The 18,879-nt window shown below is 67.9% G+C and carries 20 protein-coding genes; 11 read left to right on the top strand and 9 right to left on the bottom strand.

Features of this window, described 5'->3' with window-relative positions:
- Positions 1-87: 87 nt before the first annotated feature.
- On the top strand, positions 88-432 hold the full coding sequence (locus ACL03I_RS25555) for a hypothetical protein (RefSeq protein WP_355073528.1): 345 nt from the start codon (positions 88-90) through the stop codon (positions 430-432).
- Positions 433-456: 24 nt separating this feature from the next.
- Here ACL03I_RS25555 and ACL03I_RS25550 read toward each other — a convergent pair whose 3' ends face one another.
- The 3 genes from ACL03I_RS25550 to ACL03I_RS25540 all read right to left on the bottom strand — a co-directional run bounded on the left by ACL03I_RS25550 (position 457) and on the right by ACL03I_RS25540 (position 3,676).
- Positions 457-1,698 carry a YVTN family beta-propeller repeat protein gene (locus tag ACL03I_RS25550; protein ID WP_412807126.1) on the bottom strand — a complete coding sequence of 414 codons (1,242 nt, stop codon included), beginning with the start codon at positions 1,696-1,698 and terminating at the stop codon, positions 457-459.
- A gap of 126 nt (positions 1,699-1,824) precedes the next feature.
- Positions 1,825-3,159, bottom strand: coding sequence for an L-lysine 6-transaminase (gene lat / locus ACL03I_RS25545; RefSeq protein ID WP_412807125.1), 1,335 nt, complete (start codon positions 3,157-3,159; stop codon positions 1,825-1,827).
- A 64-nt stretch (positions 3,160-3,223) separates the two neighbouring features.
- Complete coding sequence (locus tag ACL03I_RS25540; RefSeq protein WP_039796222.1) at positions 3,224-3,676, bottom strand: Lrp/AsnC family transcriptional regulator; 453 nt, start codon at positions 3,674-3,676, stop codon at positions 3,224-3,226.
- 112 nt (positions 3,677-3,788) lie between these two features.
- Between ACL03I_RS25540 and amaB the strand changes: the two genes are divergently transcribed.
- From amaB to ACL03I_RS25510, 6 genes are all read left to right on the top strand, one after another.
- Complete coding sequence (gene amaB, locus ACL03I_RS25535) at positions 3,789-5,318, top strand: L-piperidine-6-carboxylate dehydrogenase (protein ID WP_412807124.1); 1,530 nt, start codon at positions 3,789-3,791, stop codon at positions 5,316-5,318.
- A gap of 208 nt (positions 5,319-5,526) precedes the next feature.
- Positions 5,527-5,904 (top strand): DUF4258 domain-containing protein, encoded by a 378-nt coding sequence (locus tag ACL03I_RS25530; protein WP_355073518.1) that lies wholly within the window; start codon positions 5,527-5,529, stop codon positions 5,902-5,904.
- Positions 5,905-6,010: 106 nt separating this feature from the next.
- Positions 6,011-6,427, top strand: a complete 417-nt coding sequence (locus ACL03I_RS25525) for a toxin C-terminal domain-containing protein (RefSeq protein ID WP_355073516.1) — start codon at positions 6,011-6,013, stop codon at positions 6,425-6,427.
- Position 6,428: 1 nt separating this feature from the next.
- On the top strand, positions 6,429-6,812 hold the full coding sequence (locus tag ACL03I_RS25520; RefSeq protein WP_355073514.1) for a hypothetical protein: 384 nt from the start codon (positions 6,429-6,431) through the stop codon (positions 6,810-6,812).
- An 18-nt stretch (positions 6,813-6,830) separates the two neighbouring features.
- Positions 6,831-7,127, top strand: coding sequence for a hypothetical protein (locus ACL03I_RS25515; RefSeq protein ID WP_355073512.1), 297 nt, complete (start codon positions 6,831-6,833; stop codon positions 7,125-7,127).
- A 63-nt stretch (positions 7,128-7,190) separates the two neighbouring features.
- Positions 7,191-8,534, top strand: coding sequence for a DoxX family protein (locus ACL03I_RS25510; RefSeq protein ID WP_412807123.1), 1,344 nt, complete (start codon positions 7,191-7,193; stop codon positions 8,532-8,534).
- Positions 8,535-8,547: 13 nt separating this feature from the next.
- Here the strand turns inward: ACL03I_RS25510 and ACL03I_RS25505 are convergent, their stop codons facing one another.
- Entirely contained in the window at positions 8,548-8,931 is a 384-nt protein-coding gene (locus tag ACL03I_RS25505) for a DUF2511 domain-containing protein (protein WP_355073508.1), read from the bottom strand.
- A 133-nt stretch (positions 8,932-9,064) separates the two neighbouring features.
- Here ACL03I_RS25505 and ACL03I_RS25500 point away from each other — a divergent pair, with 133 nt between their 5' ends.
- Positions 9,065-10,114, top strand: coding sequence for a glycosyltransferase family 2 protein (locus ACL03I_RS25500; protein WP_412807122.1), 1,050 nt, complete (start codon positions 9,065-9,067; stop codon positions 10,112-10,114).
- On the opposite strand, the gene ACL03I_RS25495 is transcribed toward ACL03I_RS25500, so the two are convergent.
- Genes ACL03I_RS25495 through ACL03I_RS25475 form a run of 5 tightly spaced genes read right to left on the bottom strand, consistent with a single transcriptional unit; the run spans position 10,115 to position 13,854 of the window.
- A complete protein-coding gene (locus tag ACL03I_RS25495) occupies positions 10,115-10,990 on the bottom strand; it encodes an ATP-binding cassette domain-containing protein (RefSeq protein WP_355073504.1) in 876 nt (291 codons plus the stop codon).
- Between the two features lie 17 nt (positions 10,991-11,007).
- On the bottom strand, positions 11,008-11,781 hold the full coding sequence (locus tag ACL03I_RS25490; RefSeq protein ID WP_364433254.1) for a hypothetical protein: 774 nt from the start codon (positions 11,779-11,781) through the stop codon (positions 11,008-11,010).
- Positions 11,778-12,392, bottom strand: coding sequence for a hypothetical protein (locus ACL03I_RS25485; protein WP_355073500.1), 615 nt, complete (start codon positions 12,390-12,392; stop codon positions 11,778-11,780). Before ACL03I_RS25485 ends, ACL03I_RS25490 begins: the two co-directional genes overlap by 4 nt.
- Positions 12,389-13,288, bottom strand: coding sequence for a hypothetical protein (locus ACL03I_RS25480; protein WP_355073498.1), 900 nt, complete (start codon positions 13,286-13,288; stop codon positions 12,389-12,391). Before ACL03I_RS25480 ends, ACL03I_RS25485 begins: the two co-directional genes overlap by 4 nt.
- The gene (locus ACL03I_RS25475) at positions 13,285-13,854 is read right to left on the bottom strand and encodes an RNA polymerase sigma factor (protein WP_355073496.1); all 570 of its coding nucleotides are present in this window, start codon (positions 13,852-13,854) and stop codon (positions 13,285-13,287) included. The genes ACL03I_RS25480 and ACL03I_RS25475 overlap by 4 nt, the downstream gene beginning before the upstream one ends.
- A 256-nt stretch (positions 13,855-14,110) precedes the next feature.
- On the opposite strand from ACL03I_RS25475, the gene ACL03I_RS25470 reads away from it, so the two are divergent.
- The 3 genes from ACL03I_RS25470 to ACL03I_RS25460 all read left to right on the top strand — a co-directional run bounded on the left by ACL03I_RS25470 (position 14,111) and on the right by ACL03I_RS25460 (position 18,865).
- A complete protein-coding gene (locus tag ACL03I_RS25470) occupies positions 14,111-14,287 on the top strand; it encodes a gallidermin/nisin family lantibiotic (RefSeq protein ID WP_412807121.1) in 177 nt (58 codons plus the stop codon).
- Between the two features lie 76 nt (positions 14,288-14,363).
- Complete coding sequence (locus ACL03I_RS25465) at positions 14,364-17,477, top strand: lantibiotic dehydratase (RefSeq protein ID WP_412807120.1); 3,114 nt, start codon at positions 14,364-14,366, stop codon at positions 17,475-17,477.
- Entirely contained in the window at positions 17,474-18,865 is a 1,392-nt protein-coding gene (locus ACL03I_RS25460) for a lanthionine synthetase C family protein (protein WP_364433266.1), read from the top strand. Before ACL03I_RS25465 ends, ACL03I_RS25460 begins: the two co-directional genes overlap by 4 nt.
- Positions 18,866-18,879 lie beyond the last annotated feature (14 nt).

The following is an 18,879-nucleotide window of genomic DNA, read 5'->3' as shown; positions in this document are numbered from 1 at the left end:
CGATCATGTCGCAGCGAGGCCGTTCGGCGTCGCGGAATTCGGCGGAGTGCCCGCCGACGACTCGCGCGGCGGAACGGCCGAACGCTGATGGAGCCGATCGAAATCAACGCGGGCGCCTGGTATCTGCGCGCCCTGCGCGCCGACGACCGCATCGACGACCGCCCCGCCCTGGCCGCGGGCGGCATCACCGAACCGGACTACGTGGCCCGGCGCGGTGCGGGCTGGGCGGAGGAGACGCACTTCTCCTGGGCGGTCTGCGAACCGACCACAGCCGAGCTGGTCGCCGAAATCGGGGTGACGCCCGAGGCCGACGGCACCGCGAAGGTGAGCGGATGGGCGCGCCCCGGCTACGAGGCCGCTTTGGACGCCGGGCTGACGTCCGTTCAGCGCTTCGTCGAAGGCGGTCTGGGGTTGCGTCCGGTCAGGTCCTGACCGCTGCGCCGGCCGGGCCGAGGGTCAGCGCATGACGCCGGTGTGGCCCGTGGAGTAGCGGCCCGGCTGCGGCCAGATCGTGAGTCCGTGTGGCCCTTTCCCTACCGGGATGCGAGCCAGCAGATTCCAGTTGACGATGTCGATGGCGTACACCTCGTCGTGGTGTCGGCCGGACGCCCAGAAGACGCGACCGTCGGCGGAGATGTTGCCCATGTCGGGACTGCCGCCGCCGGGCACGAACCACTTGCGCACGAGCCCGTTCGCCGCGAAGTCCCACACCGAGACGCTGCCTTCGTGCCGGTTGGTGATGAGCATCTGCGCGGAATCGCGGGTGATGTAGAGGCCGTGGGCACCCTTGCCGGTCGGCACGAATCCGGTGTTCTCGAAAGTGTGCGCGTCGAACAGGTAGATGCCGTCGGCGGTCATGTCGGCGACGAAGAAAGTGTGGCCGTCCGGGGACAGCTTCACGTCCTGCGGCATGCCCGAGCGACCGCCGGGCAGATCGACCAGCTTGACGACTTTGCGCTCGGCCACGTCGAAAACCAGCATGCGGCCGTTGAATTCGCACGAGACCAGGGCGAAACGGCCGTCGGCCGTGAAGTCCATGTGGTCGACTCCGGCGCAGTCGGGCACCGCCATGGCATGCGTCTTCTGCCAGGTTCGCGGATCGTAGAAATCCAGCGACTTGTCCGCCTCCGCGACCACGAGCGCGTACCGGCCGTCCGGCGTGTAGTACATGTTGTAGGGATCGCGCACGGGAAACGGTTCGCCCGGCTTGCCCGTCCTCGGGTCGATCGGCAACAGGCTGCCCGCGCCGATCGGCAGATCGTTGGTGACGTAGAGCGTCTGCAGGTCGTACGACGGCACGACGTGTTGTGGTTCCGAGCCGCCCGCCGCATAGGTGTCGATCACTCGAAAGGTCTCGGGATCGATCACCGAGACCGTGCTCGACTTGCTGTTGGGCACGTAGACGAGCGGGCGGTGATCGGCCACGGTGGGGCTGAGCTCTCGGTCGGCCACGTATACGTCGGTCGCTGAGAGCGGCGGCGGCATCCCCGGCAGCGGATCGGTCATGTGCGGTGGGAGCACGCCTGCAGTGGGGGCCGCCGCGGCGGCCGGGGTCGCGACAGTGATCTGGGCGGTCCGGCTCTGCTCGGCGCCCACCGTGCCGGCATCACCGGCCGCGCAGCCGACCGGCGCCGACAGCAGCAGCATGGAGACGACGAGGTGGGGCGCGCAACGCCGAAACATCCGCTGTCGGTTCACCTGCTGCACCTTGTCGGAGCGTGGTGAAGACGAGATGACATGGGTGCGAAGCCTAGGAGCCGAATCCGGAATTCCGGCGCACCCGCGCCGGAGTGCACCGGAATGTCCGGATCGAACCTCCGTGCGTTATGCGAGGCTGGTCAGCACCCGATCCAGCGCGTCGACGGCCTCGTCCAGTTCGGCGCCGGTGACCGTCAGCGGAGGACGGAACCGGATGCCCCGCTCGCCGGTGCCGAGGATCAGCACGTGCTCGCGCTCACGCAGCGCGGTGAGTACCTCGTCGCGCAGCCGGGAGGACGACAGGGTGATCGCGCACATCAGGCCGCGCCCGCGCGGCTCGCTGACATCGGCGTGCCGGGCGCCGAGCGCGCCGAGCCGTTCGAGCAGGTGCGCCCCCAACGGCCGGGAGCGTTCGATCAGCGCGTCCTGCTCCAGCACCTCCAGGGTGCGCCTGCTGCGCACCATGTCGGCCAGGTTGCCGCCCCAGGTCGAGTTGAGCCGGGAGCTGACCGCGAAGACGTTGTCGGGTACCTCGTCCACCCGCCCGCCCGCCATGACGCCGCACACCTGGGTCCGCTTACCGAACGCGACGACGTCCGGCGCCAAGCCGAGTTGCTGATAGGCCCAGGCCGTTCCGGTCATGCCTACGCCGGTCTGCACCTCGTCCAGCACGAACAGCGCGTCGTTCTCGTGACACAACCGTTGCACGGCCTGCAGGAACTGTGGACGCAGATGCCGGTCGCCGCCCTCACCCTGGATCGGCTCGGCGATGAAACACGCGATGTCGTGCGGGCTTTCCTCGAATGCCCGCCGCACCTGGGTCAGCGCGCAGGCCTCCGCCTCCTCGACGTCGAACGCGTCGGTGAGATAAGGCGACTTGACGCGCGGCCAGTCGAATTTCGGGAAACGCGCGGTCTTCACCGGATCGGTATTGGTGAGCGACATGGTGTAACCGGTGCGGCCGTGGAACGCGCCGGTCAGGTGCAGCACTTTGGCGCCGAGTTCCGCTGGGCGGCCGTGTGCTTCGTTGTGCCTGCTCTTCCAGTCGAACGCGATCTTGAGGGCATTCTCCACCGCGAGTCCGCCGCCATCGATGAAGAACAGGTGCGGTAGCCGCGGGTCGCCGAGCACCCGCACGAACGTCTCGACGAAGCGGGCCATCTCGACGGTGTATATGTCGGAGTTGCTCGGCTTGTTCACCGCCGCGGTGAGCAGCTCGGCCCGGAACTGGGCGTCCTCACTCAGAGCGGGGTGGTTCATGCCCAGCGCGTTGGACGCGAAGAAGCCGAACATATCCAGGTAGGGGCTGCCGCCGCGTTCGTCGACGAGGCGGCAGCCACGGGAACGGGTGAGGTCGAGTACCAAGTCGAAGCCGTCGGCCAGGATGCTCGCCGACAAGATCTCGTGGACCCGGGCGGCGGGGGTGACCGCCGGGCGGGTGCGTTCCAGTTCGATGGTCACGCCCTGAGGGTACGTAAAAATTTACGGAACCTCTACAACATGGCGGATTAATTACACCGAATCGTCACCTGTCGTAGAATGTCTGCAGGATGATGGTGCTCCTGGTGCGCACATTGGCGGTGGCTCTGATCTCTTGGAGCAACTGCTCGAGGTGCCGCGGGGACGCCACGCGCACCAGCAGGATGTAGCTCTCCTCACCGGCCACCGAGTGGCAGGCCTCGATGCCGGGGATGTGCTGCAACACCGCCGGCGCGTCATCGGGTTGCGACGGGTCGAGAGGAGTGATCGCGACGAATGCAGACAGCAGCTGGCCGAGGGCTTCCGGATCGACGTGCGCGGTGTACCCGCGGATCACACCGCGCGCCTCTAATCGGCGGACCCGTGACTGCACCGCGGACACCGACAGACTCGCCTTTTCGGCCAGGTTCGACAGAGTGGCCCGTCCATCGGCCATCAGTTCACGAATCAGCAGGCGATCGATGTCATCGAGTACGGGTCTTGCCGGTGTATCCGCCATCAGCGAAGGCTAACTCAGGCAGCCCGCCTCGTGTCCGGAACCTGACCTCCACCCTCCCGCTATGTGGGACAGACACGCCGCGACGCGGCCGAAAGGTATGGCGGAACAACAGATGACCGATGTACTCGACGACCAGGCCACCCAGCGACTCGCCGCCCGCGCGGAAGCGGTGCTGCGCCAATTGGGCGCGCCACCATCGGAACCCGGCGATCTGCCCGCACGCACTCCGATCACCGGAGGGCAGCTGACCACCGTGCGATCCAGCTCGCTCGACGAGGTCGACGCCGCGATCGGCCGGGCCGCTACCGCCTTCCGCGCCTGGCGCGGGGTTCCGGCGCCCGTCCGGGCCGGGCTCGTGCGCAGCCTCGGTCGGCTGCTCACCGCGCACAAGAGCGACCTGGCCGAGCTCGTCACGCTCGAGGCGGGCAAGATCCCGGCCGAGGCCGCGGGTGAGGTACAGGAGATGATCGACGTCTGCGAATTCGCCATCGGCCTGTCCCGGCAGCTGTACGGCCACACCATGCCCTCGGAACGTCCTGGCCACCGGTTGATGGAAACCTGGCATCCGCTCGGCGTGGTCGGGGTGATCTCGGCGTTCAACTTCCCGGTCGCGGTCTGGGCATGGAATACGGCGATCGCGCTGGTCTGCGGCGACACCGTGGTGTGGAAGCCGTCGGAGACGACGCCGCTGACCGCGCTGGCCTGTCACGCGCTGCTGCGGCGGGCGGCCCGCGAAGTGGACGCGGACCCCGAGATCCATCAATTGATCCAGGGTGCGAGCGCCGTCGGCTCCCGCCTGGTCGACGACGAGCGGGTAGCGCTGGTGAGCGCGACCGGCTCGGTGCGGATGGGTCGGCTGGTGGCGCCACGGGTGGCCGAGCGGCTCGGGCGCTGCCTGCTGGAACTGGGCGGCAACAACGGCGCGATCGTCACCGCGTCCGCCGACCTCGACCTCGCGGCGCGAGCCATCGTGTTCGCGGCGGCGGGCACGGCCGGGCAGCGCTGCACGACACTGCGCAGGCTGATCGTGCACCGAAGCGTGGCCGGCCCGCTGCTGGACCGACTCGAACGGGCGTACCGGCAACTGTCCGTCGGCGATCCGTTCGACGACGGGGTGCTGGTCGGGCCGCTGATCGACGGCAAGGCATACACCGGAATGCGCGCGGCGCTCGACAAGGCCGTGACCGACGGTGGCGAACTGGTCTGCGGCGGCGAGCGAGTCGATGGGTTCGGTGACGACGCCTACTACGTGCGGCCCGCCATCGTGCGCATGCCCGCCCAGACCGCGGTGGTGCGGGAGGAGACCTTCGCGCCGATCCTCTACGTGCTCACCTATGACGACTTCGATCGCGCGATCGCCCTGCACAACGAAGTGCCGCAGGGCCTTTCGTCCGCCGTCTTCACCACCGACCAGCGCGAGGCCGAACGCTTCCTCGCCGCCGACGGATCTGACTGCGGGATCGCCAATGTCAACATCGGTACCTCGGGCGCCGAGATCGGCGGCGCCTTCGGCGGCGAGAAGCAGACCGGCGGCGGCCGCGAATCCGGCTCGGACTCCTGGAAGTCGTACATGCGCCGAGCCACCAATACCGTGAACTACTCCACCGAACTCCCCCTCGCCCAAGGCATCGAGTTCGGCTGAACGCCACACCCCTCCCCGGCTGCCACATCTGCGGCGGCTGCCACATCCTGACCGGCTCGGCTGCCATGCGGGTGCCATAAACCGCATGGGCCGACGTTTCCCGAGCCCAGCGGGGGCACTATGGGATCCGCTGTGGGTGGGCAGCCCGGTTCGGACGCCACCCGGCCACCGGGCGGTAGCGCGCCCGAAGTCATTCAGGAGGGGAACTATGCGATCCATCATCCGCGCGGCCGCGGCACCGTTGGCCGGCTTCGCCATTCTGCTGTCCGGCATACCGTTCGCGGCGGCGGCTTCCGCCGTCGTTCCGGGCGCGAGTTCCGCCGTCGTCCTGAGCGAGCGGCCCGCGACGGTGACCGAGATCGACTTCGACGCGGTGGCGGGGCGCCGCCCCCACTACATCGCGGGATACACCGATCACGCACGCCAGCGAATGGCCGAGCGCCGGATCAACGAGGATCAGGTCGAGTCCGCCATCTACAGCCACTACGAGGGGCAATGGCAGCCCGAGCACCGCACCTGGCTGGTGACCTGGGGCGGAGTCTCCGTGGCGATCAACGAGGACGCCTACATCGTCACGGTGATGTAGCGGTCTTCCGAGCCGGCAACTGCCGATGACAGCCCGCATGTGTGTGGCGCTCGCGGCACCACTGTGGGCGGAAAACCTCTACATCGCATAGACGATCGGAGAAGCAATGACGACCTTTCGTACCTCCGCGACCGCAGCCTTGTTCGCGACGTGGTCACTCATCGCCGTCGCGAGCGCCCAAGCGGTCGCCGCACCGCTCGAGGACACGACGTCACCCGCCACGGCGGTCATCTTCCAAGGCGATGCCCCGGCAGCGCCGTCCGGATTCGAATTCGCGGCCAAGCGGTTCACCGACAGCGAGGACCGCGCCGCCGCCCGGGATCTCGGTTACGCTGAGGCCAAGGTGGGCAGAAGTCACGGGTGTTTGATCTTCAAGCACGCGAAGAAGAATTTGTACATTTCGCAGGACGTCGACGGCCACAACGGGGGGCGGTGGAAGATGGCGAGTTCCCCGGAAAGGCTCGCCTCGAAGGACACCCGGATGGGGACGTACGACGAAAACCTCAACCGGATTGGTGACTGACTTGGATCGTCCGAACGACCGGATCCCAGCTGCTCCGGCCGCCGCCGGAACGTGGCAAATACGCTTCGAACCGGGGATCACGAAGGAGAACGTCGAGCGTATCGCGGATTACGCGGTCGCAGAGGGCATGGCCCCCGCGGACTCGGCGGCTTTCCTCCGGACGGGGCGAGACCCGCGGTTCTGGTTTTCGTGCGTCCTCGACAGCACCGAAGTGGATGCTTGCCGCCAGGTCTTGCGCAAGGTGGTGAACAACGAGCCGACGGCCGACCAGGACTTGGCACCGATCCGCGGGCTCATCCAACGGTTCGACGACTGGTTGCGAGACCTGGCGTATCCGCGCGAGGAAATCTATGACGCGGACGACAGTTTCTTCGACTTCGACTGACACGATTGGAGCACCATCATGGCCGAGCCCGCAGCGCAACGGTGGCAGATCCTCTTCCCGGACGGCCTGACCGAAGGGCAGGTGGCCCGGTTGGCCCGGTTCGCGGCCGACAACGGCATCGACGAGCCGATGCACGGCATCGACGACCGGGCGACGTTCCGCTATGACTACGACCGGGCGACGGTCGAGCTGTACCGCCACATCTTCCAGAAAGTCCTCGACGGCGCCGCACTCACCGCGAGCAATCAGCTCGTTCTCATCGACTTCCTGGCGGAACTCGACGACTGGCGCACGGCGTCCATCGCACCGGACTGACTCGCCCGCCCCGCGGGCGCTGACCGCGCTCGTCGGCACCGGCGAGCGCAGGATCGAGATCGAATGACGGTGATCATCGCTGCGCAGCCGCGTCAGGAACAAGACGATGCCCCGGCGGTGCGCGCGTGGCACCCACTGACGCGCATCGCATTCCGCTTCTGTTTCGGCTATTTCGCTCTCTACTGCTTGTGCACCCAGGTGATCAGCCCCTTGCTCGGGTTCGTGAGCAGACCGTCCGCGGGACTGAGCGCAGGACTGCTGCCCGCTCCCCTCGTGGACTGGGCCGCCGCGCATGTCTTCGGCGTGCACGAACCGCTGCTGCACGAAGCGACCGCGAGTAGCGACCGGACCTACGACTGGGTGCTGCTGTGCTGTCTGTTGGTCATCGCTGCCGTGGCCACCCTCGTCTGGTCCGTTCTGGATCGCCACCGAGCTGCCTACCCGGCGCTGCTCGTCTGGTTCCGGCTGTTTCTGCGGTTCACGCTTGCGGGGCAGCTGATGCTGTACGGCACAGCGAAAGTGTTGTTGACGCAGATGCCGTCACCACCGTTGACCACGCTGGTGACGCCGTTCGGCGAGCTGACGCCGATGGGGTTGCTCTGGTCGTCGGTCGGCGCCGCACCTGCCTACGAGATCATGATCGGCAGTTTCGAAGCCATCGGCGGCATGCTGCTCGTGCTGCCGCGTACGACGACCCTCGGCGCGCTGCTCGGCACCATCGGCTTGACCCAGGTCTTCGTGCTGAATCTGACCTACGACGTACCGGTCAAGTCGATGTCGTTACATCTGTTGTCGATGAGTGTCTTCCTGCTGGCGCCAGACCTCGGCAGGCTGCTGAACGTGCTCTTGTCCCATCGACCGGTCGGGCTGTCGACCCTGCCTGCACTGTTCGAGACCCGCCGGTTGAACCGCATGGCATTGCTCGGACAGATACTGCTGGGGCTGTGGATCGCGATCCCCATTGCGCAGGACTGTATGGCCGCGTGGAGCGAACATGGCGAAGGGCGACCGAGGCCTCCGATGTACGGAATATGGCAGGTGGATCGGCTGGTATCGGACGGCCGTGAGGTGCCGCCGCTCGTCACCGATGACCGACGCTGGCGGCGCGTGTTCTTCGAATACCCCGGCGAGTTCAAGGTGCAGCGTATGGACGACTCCATCACCGTCTACCGAGCAACCGTCGACGTGGCCAACCATCGGTTGGATCTGAGCCGGTACGACTCGCCGAACGTCATCTCGACGCTGACGCTCGAAATCCCGACAGCGGACAGCGCGCGATTGTCCGGCACGCTCGAGGGTCACCGCGTGGAGATCGGGCTTCGGCATCTCGACACAGGCACATTTCCATTGCTGAGCCGCCGGTTCCACTGGGTGCAGGATTACCCGTACAACCCGAACAGCCGCTGAGCCACCCGACTTCCTAGCCCGCGAACTTGCAAAGCGCCAGCGCGCGGCTGCGCAGGGCGCCGAGACTGATCTTGTCGCCCCCGGCACCGTTCGCGCGAAGGGGTTCGATACTGGCCAGCCCGGCTTGTTCTGCTCTTTCGTTGAGCGCGTACGCCTTTCCGTCCGGAGCGACGAACACCGCAACCTCGCCCGCGCGGCATTCGATGGTGCCGTGCGCGATCGTGAACGGCCACAGGTAGCCGAGGTTCTCACTGGCCACCGCTTGGCTGTTGGATGTCGGCTCGGGCACCGGAACCGGATTCGGATGATCCGGGTCCTTGGCCCCCGAACCGCCACCACACGCCGCGACGGCCAATACACCGCAGGAAACCACACCGATCACTAGACGCCGAATCATCGTCCCCTCCTCCGAGCACAGTGGAATTCTTCTATCCATAACGTTGCGCACTGCCATCTTTCGGTTCATGAGCGGCGATGGCAGCCGCGGCGAATAAGGTCGAGAACAGGCCCCACCCGACCCAGGAGAGTTATTGTCCGTTCACCGGCCGTCCCGGATCGATATCGTGTGCGCGACGTTCAACCGTTCCACGGCGATCCGGGCAACGATAGACAGCGTACTGGCGCAGACCGTCGCCGACTGGACGCTGCTCGTCGTCTCGGACGGCTCCACCGACGACACCGACGACGTCGTCCGCGCCTATCGCGACCCGCGGATACAACTGCTGCGCGTCGGCCCCTACGGGCACCCCGGAGGGCCGCGCAATGCGGGGGTCGCGGCAGCGACGGCGCCGTATGTCGCGTACCTGGACCACGATGATCGGTGGTCACCGACCCACCTCGCGACACTGCTCGGGCTGCTCGACGGCGGCGCCGCACTCGCCGCCACCGGCTGCATGCGGGTCGACGAGTCCGACGCGGAGCTGGATCGCAGTGGCTTCACCGATCTGATCTGGCATCCCGAATTGCAAACCACCAATGCCATGTTCGAGCCGACGCGCGTCGGTCACGTGCGAAAGCTGCTGGCGGAGGTCGGTTACTGGACGACCGAACACGCCGGATACGAGGACTGGGATCTGTGGTTTCGCTCGGCCCGGCACGGCTTCGACTTCGCGGTCGCCGCCGAGCGCACCGCGCTCCTCACGGTCGGCCCGCACACGAGGCGCAACGGACTTCGCCCGCCGCAGGCGGTCGTACTGCAGTGGGTGGACAGCCAGGCCGAGGCCGAAGCGGTTCTGCAGGCCATCGGAACGGACGAACACCGCAGTGCCGCCCGCGCGATTCATCTCACCGAACTCCGCGATTGGTATGCGGCTCTTGCTGATTCCAGCCGCTACCGCACGGCAGAGGGCATAATCCGCGACGAGGTCGACGACAAGCTACGCGAGTTCTTCGTTCAACAGGGGAAACACTGTCTGCTGGAGGAGCTGGCTAGCACGGCCGTGGGCGGCCGATACGCCATCCTGCTTCCGCTGTGGTGCGCCACCGACCAGCACGCACAAGCGATCGGTGGTGTGCTGCGTGCCCGGTTCCCACGTCAGCACGCTTACCTGAGGACACTCACCGGCGGCGCGACGGCGTGATCACGGCGTCCCCGCCCTGGCGGTTCGCAGCAGAGCGATATAGCCGTCGTCCAAGGTCGGAGCAACCGGACGCGAGCCGGGCGGCGGCGTCGGTCCGACGATCCGGTACTCCGGTCCCTCGGCGGTGCTGGTGACGTTCACCACGGTGAAGTCGCCGCGCGGCTCGTGGGAGGCGCGCACCAAATGCGTCCGGCCCTCGGCCAGGGCAACCAATCCGGGCGTCGTGCCGTGATAGGCCATCCGGCCTTCGGTCAGCACGGCCGCCATCGGGCAACTGTGCGCCACGTCGTCGAGGATGTGGGTGGAGAGGACGACGATCCGATCGCCGCCGAGCCGGCCGAGCAGAGCGCGAAAGCGAATCCGCTCCTCGGGGTCGAGTCCGGCCGTCGGTTCGTCCACGATGATCAGCTTCGGGTCCCCGAGCAGTGTCTGCGCGATACCGAGTCGGCGTTTCATGCCACCGGAATACCGGCCGATCCGTTGCGCACCGGCCGAATCCAATCCGACCCGCTCCAGCAAGCTGTCGATCTGGGACCACCGGTTCCGTTTGTCGTCGATGCCTTTGAGCAGAGCGACGTAGTCGAGGAACTCTCGTCCGGTCAAGTCCGCGTAGAGCGTGAGCTCTTGCGGCAGATAACCGAGCAGCCGCTTCGCGGCGGTGCGTCCCGCGGTGGTGGACAGGTCGTGGCCGCAGACCGATACCGTCCCCGAGGTCGGCCGAATGGTTCCGGTCAGGATCCGGATCAGGGTGGTCTTGCCTGCTCCGTTGGTGCCGAGCAGTCCGGTCATGCCCTCGAGGACGGTCAGGTCTATCTCGTGCAAGGCGACCGTGCCGCCTCGATAGACCTTGGTGACGTTGCGCAGGGTGATGGTCATCCGAACTCCATTCCAGCTCAACGGTTCTCGGCCAGCAGCAGATGGCCGACGAGAAAGGCGAGTGCCGTGGTCGCGAGGGTGATTCCGAGCGCGGCGACTCCATGGAGGAAACCGGGCGCCGGATGCAGCCAGCCGCCGTCCTGACGGGCCAGCGTGACGTCCAGCCATTGCGCCGCTTGGTAGTCGCCGAGCGGGGACAGCACTGTCCTGGCCACCGTCGGGAGAGGGATCAGTGGCGTCAGCACCGTAGCCCAGTACCAGAACGGTAAGAGCAGCACGCGGACGACGGTGCTGGGCAGCAGCAGGCTCGCGACGTTGGCCAGGACGGTGAGCAGCAGCGATCCCGGCGCCACGATCGTCAGCAGTCCGACTGCCGCCGCAACCGACAGCTCCGGCTCGCCGGTGGTGATAGTCAGCCACGCGCCCATGGCCGACAAGACGAGCGCGCTGGGAATCGACGCGACCAGCCATGGCCCGAGAAGGACACCGAGAGACCTGATCCCACCGCCTGCTGGGGTGGCCCCGAACAATTCACGCAGACCGGGTCTGCGCTGCCCGGCCAAGCGGTCGGCCAGCGCGATGGCGATGCCGAGGGAACCGAGGAAATTGATCAGCAGAGCGGTGTCACCGATCGCGGCCATCTCCCCGCTTCGGTTCCGGCCGTGCGGAAAGCCGCCGAGTACCATGATCAACGCGGTGAGCGGGAGCAGCGACAACCACAACACCCGCTGCCGGAGTGCGAGCGTCGCCTCATAGCGGATGGTCGCGCCCAGCCCCAGGAAGGCGCTCATCGGTGTGCTCCGCGCAACTGTGCCTCGCTGTCGGTGACGCGCAGGAGGGTCGGCCGGACGCACGACGCCGCGAGGGCGAGCAGTAGCACCGCCTGAGTGTGCCGCGCGACCTCGCTCAGCAGCAATAGTTTGACCAACCACACCGTCGTGACGACGGCGGAGGCTCCACTGGTGGAACCGAAACCGGCGCCGACCCAAGTCGCGATGCTGATCAGCGCGAGCGCGAAGACCAGATTGCCCGCCAGGACGGCGGGCCCATCGGTGATCATCGCGGACAGGCCGCTCAGCACCACGGCGCAGGCCGTCGTACCGAGGACGAGTGCGACCCGCCGCCCGACGGTCACCGGGTACGGCGTCGGCACACTCAGCTGCACCTCGATCGACCGCTCTCGCCCTACGGCTGTCGCACAAGCCAGTCCCGCCACCAGCGGGATGGCTTCGAACGCGGCGCTCCACAACACTTCGTCGGCGCCGAACACGGCCGACGCGAGGGCGATCAACGCGGCCACCAGCAGCGGAAGGGCCAGCACACCTCCCCCGCAGCGGCGAGCTTCGTACAGCCAGATCGGATTCACATCGTGGTGGTAGCGGGTCGGCGCGAATGGGTTCATCCGACCACCGCGTCGTATCGCGGCCTGCTCATCCCGACCGCGGCGACAACCAGCAGCAGCGCCGCGAGCACGAGCGATGCCGTCGAGGTGGACCACAGTGGCTCGATCAGCGCGCCGATTCGTCGCGCCGGGCCGGCATCCGAGGACGCGGCGGCGCCGAGCAGCCATACGACTGCCCCGGCCACGGCCCCGATCTGCGCGGAACTCCAGACCGCGCAGACGACACCGACCGCCGAGGCGAACATCGCCGGACCGAGCCAGCCCGCGATCATGGCCGAGACGTCCGACGCCGCGCCCAGGCGGTTCGCCAGCACGGAGGTGAACAGCGCGAGCGCGGTGTCGGCGAGCAGAACCAGCACCAGCCTGCACGCGAACACCACGGCGGGCGGGATGGGCAGAGTGCTGAACAACTCCAGCCGCGGATCCGATCGCGATCGGCACGCGGTCAGGGTTCCGGCCTGGAACACCAGGGTTACCGCAAGGCCGAACACGGTCGGCGCGGACTCGCTTCGCTTCGTCAGCACGGCCCCGACGACGCACCCCACGAAGCCGAGCACGCTCAGCACGAGCAGCGCGCGCGGCAATAGGCGCAGCTGTGCGCGCACCAGCGCCGCGGCCACCGACAGCGCCCCGGGCCATCCGAGGGCCCGCGCTCGCCTCGGCGTGGACCACGGCATGCCGAGGGCATCGCCGAGCAGCGCATCGAAGGAAGGGGTGCGGAACACACCGGCCGATGCGGCGGAGACCTGCCGCGCGGCGACTGCCACGTTCTGCCAGCCCTCGGCGCGGGCCTGACAATCAGGACAGGCGCTCAGGTGCGCGGCGGCGGCATCGTCGCGTCCACCGACCAACTGGTCATCCGAAAGATGCGGCCCCCATGAGATCGGGGAAGTCACTTCTCACCTCCATATCGGGTGGACAGGTCGGCGGTGGTGCCGGCCAACGCCAGCGCCAACCGCTTACGGGCATGGGACATCCGGCTCTTCACCGTGCCGACCGGGATACCGAGGATCGCGGCGACGTCCGGATAGGACAGGTCGTCGACCAGGACGAGCAGCAACACCTCACGCAGATGCTCGGGCAGTTCGCGGATTCCCGCGACGAGATCGCCCCTGGCGGCATTGGCCAGGACGATGTCTTCGACGGTGCCGGTCCGGTCGGACAGTTCCGCGGTCTCGTCCAGGTCGACCGTCACCAGCACGGACTTGCGCAAGTAGTTGTGGGCCTGACGCTTCGCGACGCCGAACAGCCAGCCGCGCGCCGACGACTCGCCGCGGAAGCTGTCCGCCGAGCGCCAGACGGCGAGCCAAGTCTCCTGCAGGATCTCCTCGGCGACCCCGCTCTGCGTCGTCATCCTGCGAACCAACCGCAGCATCGTCGGCGCGTGCCGCTCGTAGAGCACGCGCAAACATGCCTGGTCCCCCCTTGCCACCGCGGCCAGCAGCGCTTCGTCCGAGTCCACACCCACTTGTGTAGCGGTCGGGTTCCGAATGGTTCAACCGCGGCGGGGGCGACATCCGCGCGGCGGTGCCCGGCGCATGTTGGCAGCCCACGGCGCGGCTGCCAGATACCGATCGCGACGTTGTACCGCCGCAGGGGCGCTGCTTTTCTCGATACCCGGGGGGACAGCACCGGCCGCAGGGCCCGGTGGGATCGCTGGGCCTCCCTCGGCCGAGTCGTTCGATCGGCCGGGCACTCGCCTCAGAAGGGAGAACACCGTGAGTAAGGCGTCCGTGGAACCGGTGGAGACAGTGGAAACCGTCGACCTGTTCGATCTCGACATCCGTGTGGGTGTCGGCAACATCCAGGGCAACGCGGCGGTCACCAGCTGGTCGTACTGCACCCCCGGCTGCACCAGCTCGGGTGGCGGCAGCGGCTGCAGCCACTGCTGTTGATCCGGAGGTCCGGGTCGAGCACCGCCGCTCGGCCCGGACACCCCACATCGTCGAACACTTCGAAGGAATTGGGCTGGTGTCGGATTCGATCTTCCGCGCATGGGACGTCTTCCTGCTCCGGGCTCCGCTGCGCGTCGGGGGCAGCGGTTTGCCGACGACGGGCAGCCACCTCGACATCGTGCGAGCCGCGGTGGCGGACCACGAGCTGCGCGCCGCGATCATGCTGGCGACGCCGAGTCTCGGCCGCCTGCTCGATCGCGTCCACCGTGGAGAGCACGCGGAGATCAAGGCGAGCCAGTTGCGTCGCGCCGCCCTGGCGGTGCTGCGCTACGACATCAGAACACGCACGCGACCGACTCCGTTCGGGGTTTTCTCCGGTGTGGCGGGCGGGCGCTTCGGCTCGTCGGCAAAGTTCGATCGCGGCACCGCCCACCGCACCAGGACGCACCTCGACATGCAGTGGCTCCTCGGTGTCGTGCACGACTTGCAGGACCTTCCGGAGTTGTTGCCCCGCTTGAGTGTTCGTGCCCACCCCGCGCTGACCCGCCGCGGCGAGCGGGTCGTGCTCGATTGTCCGTCCCCGCTGGGTGCGCCACTGGACGGAGCGACCCGATCGGTCGTCTCGATACGCGACTCGCCCGTGGTGGAGGTGGTGCTCAACGCGGCCGCGCGCACCGTCGCGGTAGGTGAGCTCACCGCGACGACCGCGACGCGGTTCGGCGCCCCGCCGACACGTGTCGCCGAATTGATCCGAATGCTGGTGGAGCAGGAATTCCTGCTTACCGATCTGCGGCCGCCGCTGGACGGCGGCGATCCACTGTGCCATGTGATCGAGGTTCTCGCCGAGATCGACCAGCCTGCGGCGCCGATCGCGAACGCGTTGCGCGCACTGCGCGACATCGACGAGCACCGGCGGTCGAGCGACCGGCTACCACTGGGTCCCGGTACCGCACGGCTGATCGAGACAGCCGACTTGGCGCGCGAATTCCACGCCCACGAGACGCCACTGCACATCGACACCGCCTTGGATGTCGAGGTTCAGCTCCCCGACGAGGTACGCACCGAAGTCGAGCGGGCGGCGGCGCTGATGTGGCGGATGTCGGCACCCAAGCTCGGGCTCGCAGCGCTGCGGGACTATCACGAGAAGTTCCTGGAGCGCTACGGTACCGATCGGATCATCGGCATCCGTGAACTCCTCGATCCCGCCCGGGGCCTGGGTGCGCCCGCCGGATACAGCTGGCCGAACAGTGAAGAGGCGGCGGAGCGGGCGATCGACCGTGACGCGTCCCGGATTCGGTTGTTGCACCGCCTGATCGGCACCGCCCTGCGCGATGGCGCCCGTGAGATCGAGCTGTCCGACGAGCTGCTCGACGAGCTGATTCCCGGCGACGAGCCAGCCGCCGACGTACCGAACTCGTGCGAGATCACCTTCCACGTCATCGCACGATCGCTGGACGCGTTGTCCGCCGGTGACTTCCGTGTCGTGGTAGCCCCGAGTCCAGGCTCGCACCACGCCGGAGCGACCCTGGCCCGGTTCGCGGACCTGCTGCCGCCGGACCTCCGCGCGGACGTCGCGGCGGAGTCCGGCGCGATTCCGGTCCATGTCACGAATGCGGCCAGGGTCGATCTGTCCTTCATGCCCCGGTCCGGCAAGGCCGCGAACCTCGCGCATTCCACGGCGCACAGCGGTGTCCGGATCAGCGTCGGTCTGCCCGATGCTCCCGGTATCGACGAAATCCCGCTCGCCGACGTGGCCATCGGCGCGACGACGGAGCGAATATGCGCGATACATTTGCCTACCGGCCGCGAGATCGTTCCAGTGCTCAACACCATGATCAGCCCGATGACGCAAGCGCCCAACGTCTCCCGGCTGCTCTGGGAGATCGGGCTCGAAGGCCAACGGTTGTGGGAGCCGTGGACCTGGGCCGGCTTGTCGGAGCTGCCGTTCGTGCCGCGCGTCCGGCACCGCCGCCTCGTCCTCGCGCCCGCGGTATGGCGTATGGACGCGCTGATCGATGTGCCCGAATCGGAATTCGCCGCCGCGGTCGATCAGTGGCGCCGCGAATGGCGGGTGCCGGATCGAATCCTGGCCGTACAGATGGATCAACGGCTGCTGTTCGACCTGACCGATCCGGCGCATCTGGAACTGCTGTGGGACGAGCTGCGCAAGGACCCGGCCATCGTCGCCCACGAGGTGCCCGGCGACGACGACTTCACCGACGGAATCCACGGACACGCGATGGAGGTGGTCGTCCCACTGTCGCGCCGCGATGCACGACCGGCCCGATCGCCGCACGGCGGGTACCTGGAACCGGACCGCCGACCGGCCGGACTCGGAAGCGACTGGCTGTCTCTCGCGTTGTACCTGCCGGCGTCGCGCCAGAGCGACTTCCTCCGCGTTCACTTGCCGGAACTGGTCGAGCAGGCACGCGGGCATGGTTGCGACCGCTGGTTCTTCATCCGGTACACCGACCCCGACGGGCCGCATCTACGGGTTCGCTTCCACGGCGTGCCGGACGAGATCTGGGGCGCCGTCGTACGCCCGCTCGGCCGGCGACTCGACGACTTGCACCGCGGCGGTCTGATCCGAGCTCATCGCCTCGACCAGTACGACGCCGAAACCGAACGATACGGCGGTGCGGCGGCGATGGCCGCAGCCGAGCGGGTGTTCGAAGCCGACAGCGAGGCCGCGATCCGCTTCCTGGATCTGGTCGAGGAGCCTACGTGCACCCATTCGCTCGACGCATTCGCGGCGGTTTCCGTCGCTGCGATCGCTGACGCTTTCGGGTTGCCAGAGGCGGACCCGGCAGGTCACGGCGCCCGGAGCGACGACGCTGCGATGGCCTGGCTGTCGCTGACGGGCTCACGCAAGACCCTGCCCGGCACATACCGGGTGGATGCGCAGCGCTGGCGCGGGATCGTCGACCCTTACGGCGGGTGGAGCACGCTGCGCGCCGACCCGCACGGGGCGGCGGCGCTCGAGGCACTCCGGCCACGAGACGCGGCCGTCGGCGAACTGCGCCTCGCGTCAGCGGGCAGCAGGACACGGCCCCACCGGCTCATCGGCAGCCTGATGCACATGACCTGCAATCGGCTCTTCGGTGGGGACAGCGATCGGGAGCGGGCAGCCGTCGCCATCGCCCGCGGAGCGGTGCAGGACAACTTCAACAGGAGGAACTACGCGCGATGAGCAACGTCGATCAGCGGCAGGTCGGCTCGGTGGCCGAGCGGGCCGCCGAAATAGTGTCGCTCGTTGCCGCCCGTCTCCGCGACCCCGCCGCCGTCGCCGGCATAGCCGGCCGTCCGGACAACCGCGATCCCATCTACGGCGCCGGCATGTGGGGCCCGACGACCTTGTCCAACGGCCTGCCGGGTACGGCGCTGTTCTACGCGGAGTTGGCCGCGAGAATTCCCGATTGGTTCAGCGTCACTCATCGGCATGTGCAAGCGGCGGGGGCCGTGCTGCCCGATCAACCGAGCCGGGGCCTGTACGCGGGACCGGCTTCCTTGCTGGCGGCCACCCAGACCTGCCGCGACCACTATCCCGGTCTGCGGCGCAGGCTCGCCGCGTGGCTCGCCGCTGATCAACTGACCCGGCTGCGGCAGTGCCGAGCCGCGCCGGGACCCGGCATCTCCTGGGAGTGCTACGACATCGTCAACGGCTTGTCCGGCACGGCACGGCTGCTGCTCGATTCGGTCGAGGATCCCGTCGAGAACGACACGCAGGTCGAGCACGCCCTGAGGGAGACGCTCGGTTACCTGGTGACCATCAGCCGGCCGATCACCGTCGATGGCCATGAAGTACCTGGTTGGTGGGTCCCCGCAGCACGGCAAGCAGTCGAGCAGGACCGCCGCGACTACCCGCGTGGTGACTTCAATCTAGGTCTCGCGCATGGAATTCCAGGGCCGGTCATGATCATGTCGCTGGCCCTGCGCCGTGGCCACGAGGTGCCGGGACTGCGAGAGGCTCTGGTGCGAATGGTCACGTGGTTGATCCGGTGGATACGCACCGACGACCAGGGCACGTACTGGCCCTGCCGAGTCGGATTCGATGACGAAGTCGCCGCCGCACCGCCGCGCAGCCTGTTCACGCGGACCGCCTGGTGCTACGGCGCGCCGGGAGTCGCGGCGGCGGTACACCATGCGGGCGAAACCCTCGACATCGCCGAGTGGCGCCTGCACGCTGTCCGTGCTCTACACGATGCCCTCGCCAGGGACGAATCGCGCTGGACCCTCGCGGGGCCGACGGTATGCCACGGTTACGCGGGCTTGCTGCAGATCGTCCATCGAATCGGCACGGCAGAGCGGGACGACGTGCTGCTCGGCGCGAAAACCCGTCTCGCCTCCACCATTTTGGCCATGGCGGATGCCGACGCGCCATTCGGCTTCCGGCATCCGATGCGGTATCCGCGGTCGGCGCCGGGGCCTACGGAGTTCAAGTTGCTGGATGTCGCCGGGATCCTCGAGGGCTCCGCGGGGGTGGCGTGCGCGCTGTTGTCGGTGATTCCGGACGGGATGCTCGGCACTGCGGCCGAGGCTCCCGCGCGTCCGTGGGATCGCGTCCTGGCATTGAGCTGAAAGGTGCACTTCCG

It is taken from the genome of Nocardia sichangensis, from assembly GCF_047200615.1.
Taxonomy (GTDB): Bacteria; Actinomycetota; Actinomycetes; order Mycobacteriales; family Mycobacteriaceae; genus Nocardia; species Nocardia sichangensis.
The sequence above is the reverse complement of the archived record's forward strand: the minus strand, read 5'-3'. Positions and strand labels throughout refer to the sequence as shown.

Coding starts and splice junctions, on each gene's coding strand:
- ACL03I_RS25555 (WP_355073528.1), top strand. CDS start 88: ATGGAGCCGATCGAAATCAACGCGGGCGCCTGGTATCTGCGCGCCCTG.
- ACL03I_RS25540 (WP_039796222.1), bottom strand. CDS start 3,676: ATGGCGGATACACCGGCAAGACCCGTACTCGATGACATCGATCGCCTG.
- amaB (WP_412807124.1), top strand. CDS start 3,789: ATGACCGATGTACTCGACGACCAGGCCACCCAGCGACTCGCCGCCCGC.
- ACL03I_RS25530 (WP_355073518.1), top strand. CDS start 5,527: ATGCGATCCATCATCCGCGCGGCCGCGGCACCGTTGGCCGGCTTCGCC.
- ACL03I_RS25525 (WP_355073516.1), top strand. CDS start 6,011: ATGACGACCTTTCGTACCTCCGCGACCGCAGCCTTGTTCGCGACGTGG.
- ACL03I_RS25515 (WP_355073512.1), top strand. CDS start 6,831: ATGGCCGAGCCCGCAGCGCAACGGTGGCAGATCCTCTTCCCGGACGGC.
- ACL03I_RS25510 (WP_412807123.1), top strand. CDS start 7,191: ATGACGGTGATCATCGCTGCGCAGCCGCGTCAGGAACAAGACGATGCC.
- ACL03I_RS25505 (WP_355073508.1), bottom strand. CDS start 8,931: ATGATTCGGCGTCTAGTGATCGGTGTGGTTTCCTGCGGTGTATTGGCC.
- ACL03I_RS25495 (WP_355073504.1), bottom strand. CDS start 10,990: ATGACCATCACCCTGCGCAACGTCACCAAGGTCTATCGAGGCGGCACG.
- ACL03I_RS25490 (WP_364433254.1), bottom strand. CDS start 11,781: ATGAGCGCCTTCCTGGGGCTGGGCGCGACCATCCGCTATGAGGCGACG.
- ACL03I_RS25485 (WP_355073500.1), bottom strand. CDS start 12,392: ATGAACCCATTCGCGCCGACCCGCTACCACCACGATGTGAATCCGATC.
- ACL03I_RS25460 (WP_364433266.1), top strand. CDS start 17,474: ATGAGCAACGTCGATCAGCGGCAGGTCGGCTCGGTGGCCGAGCGGGCC.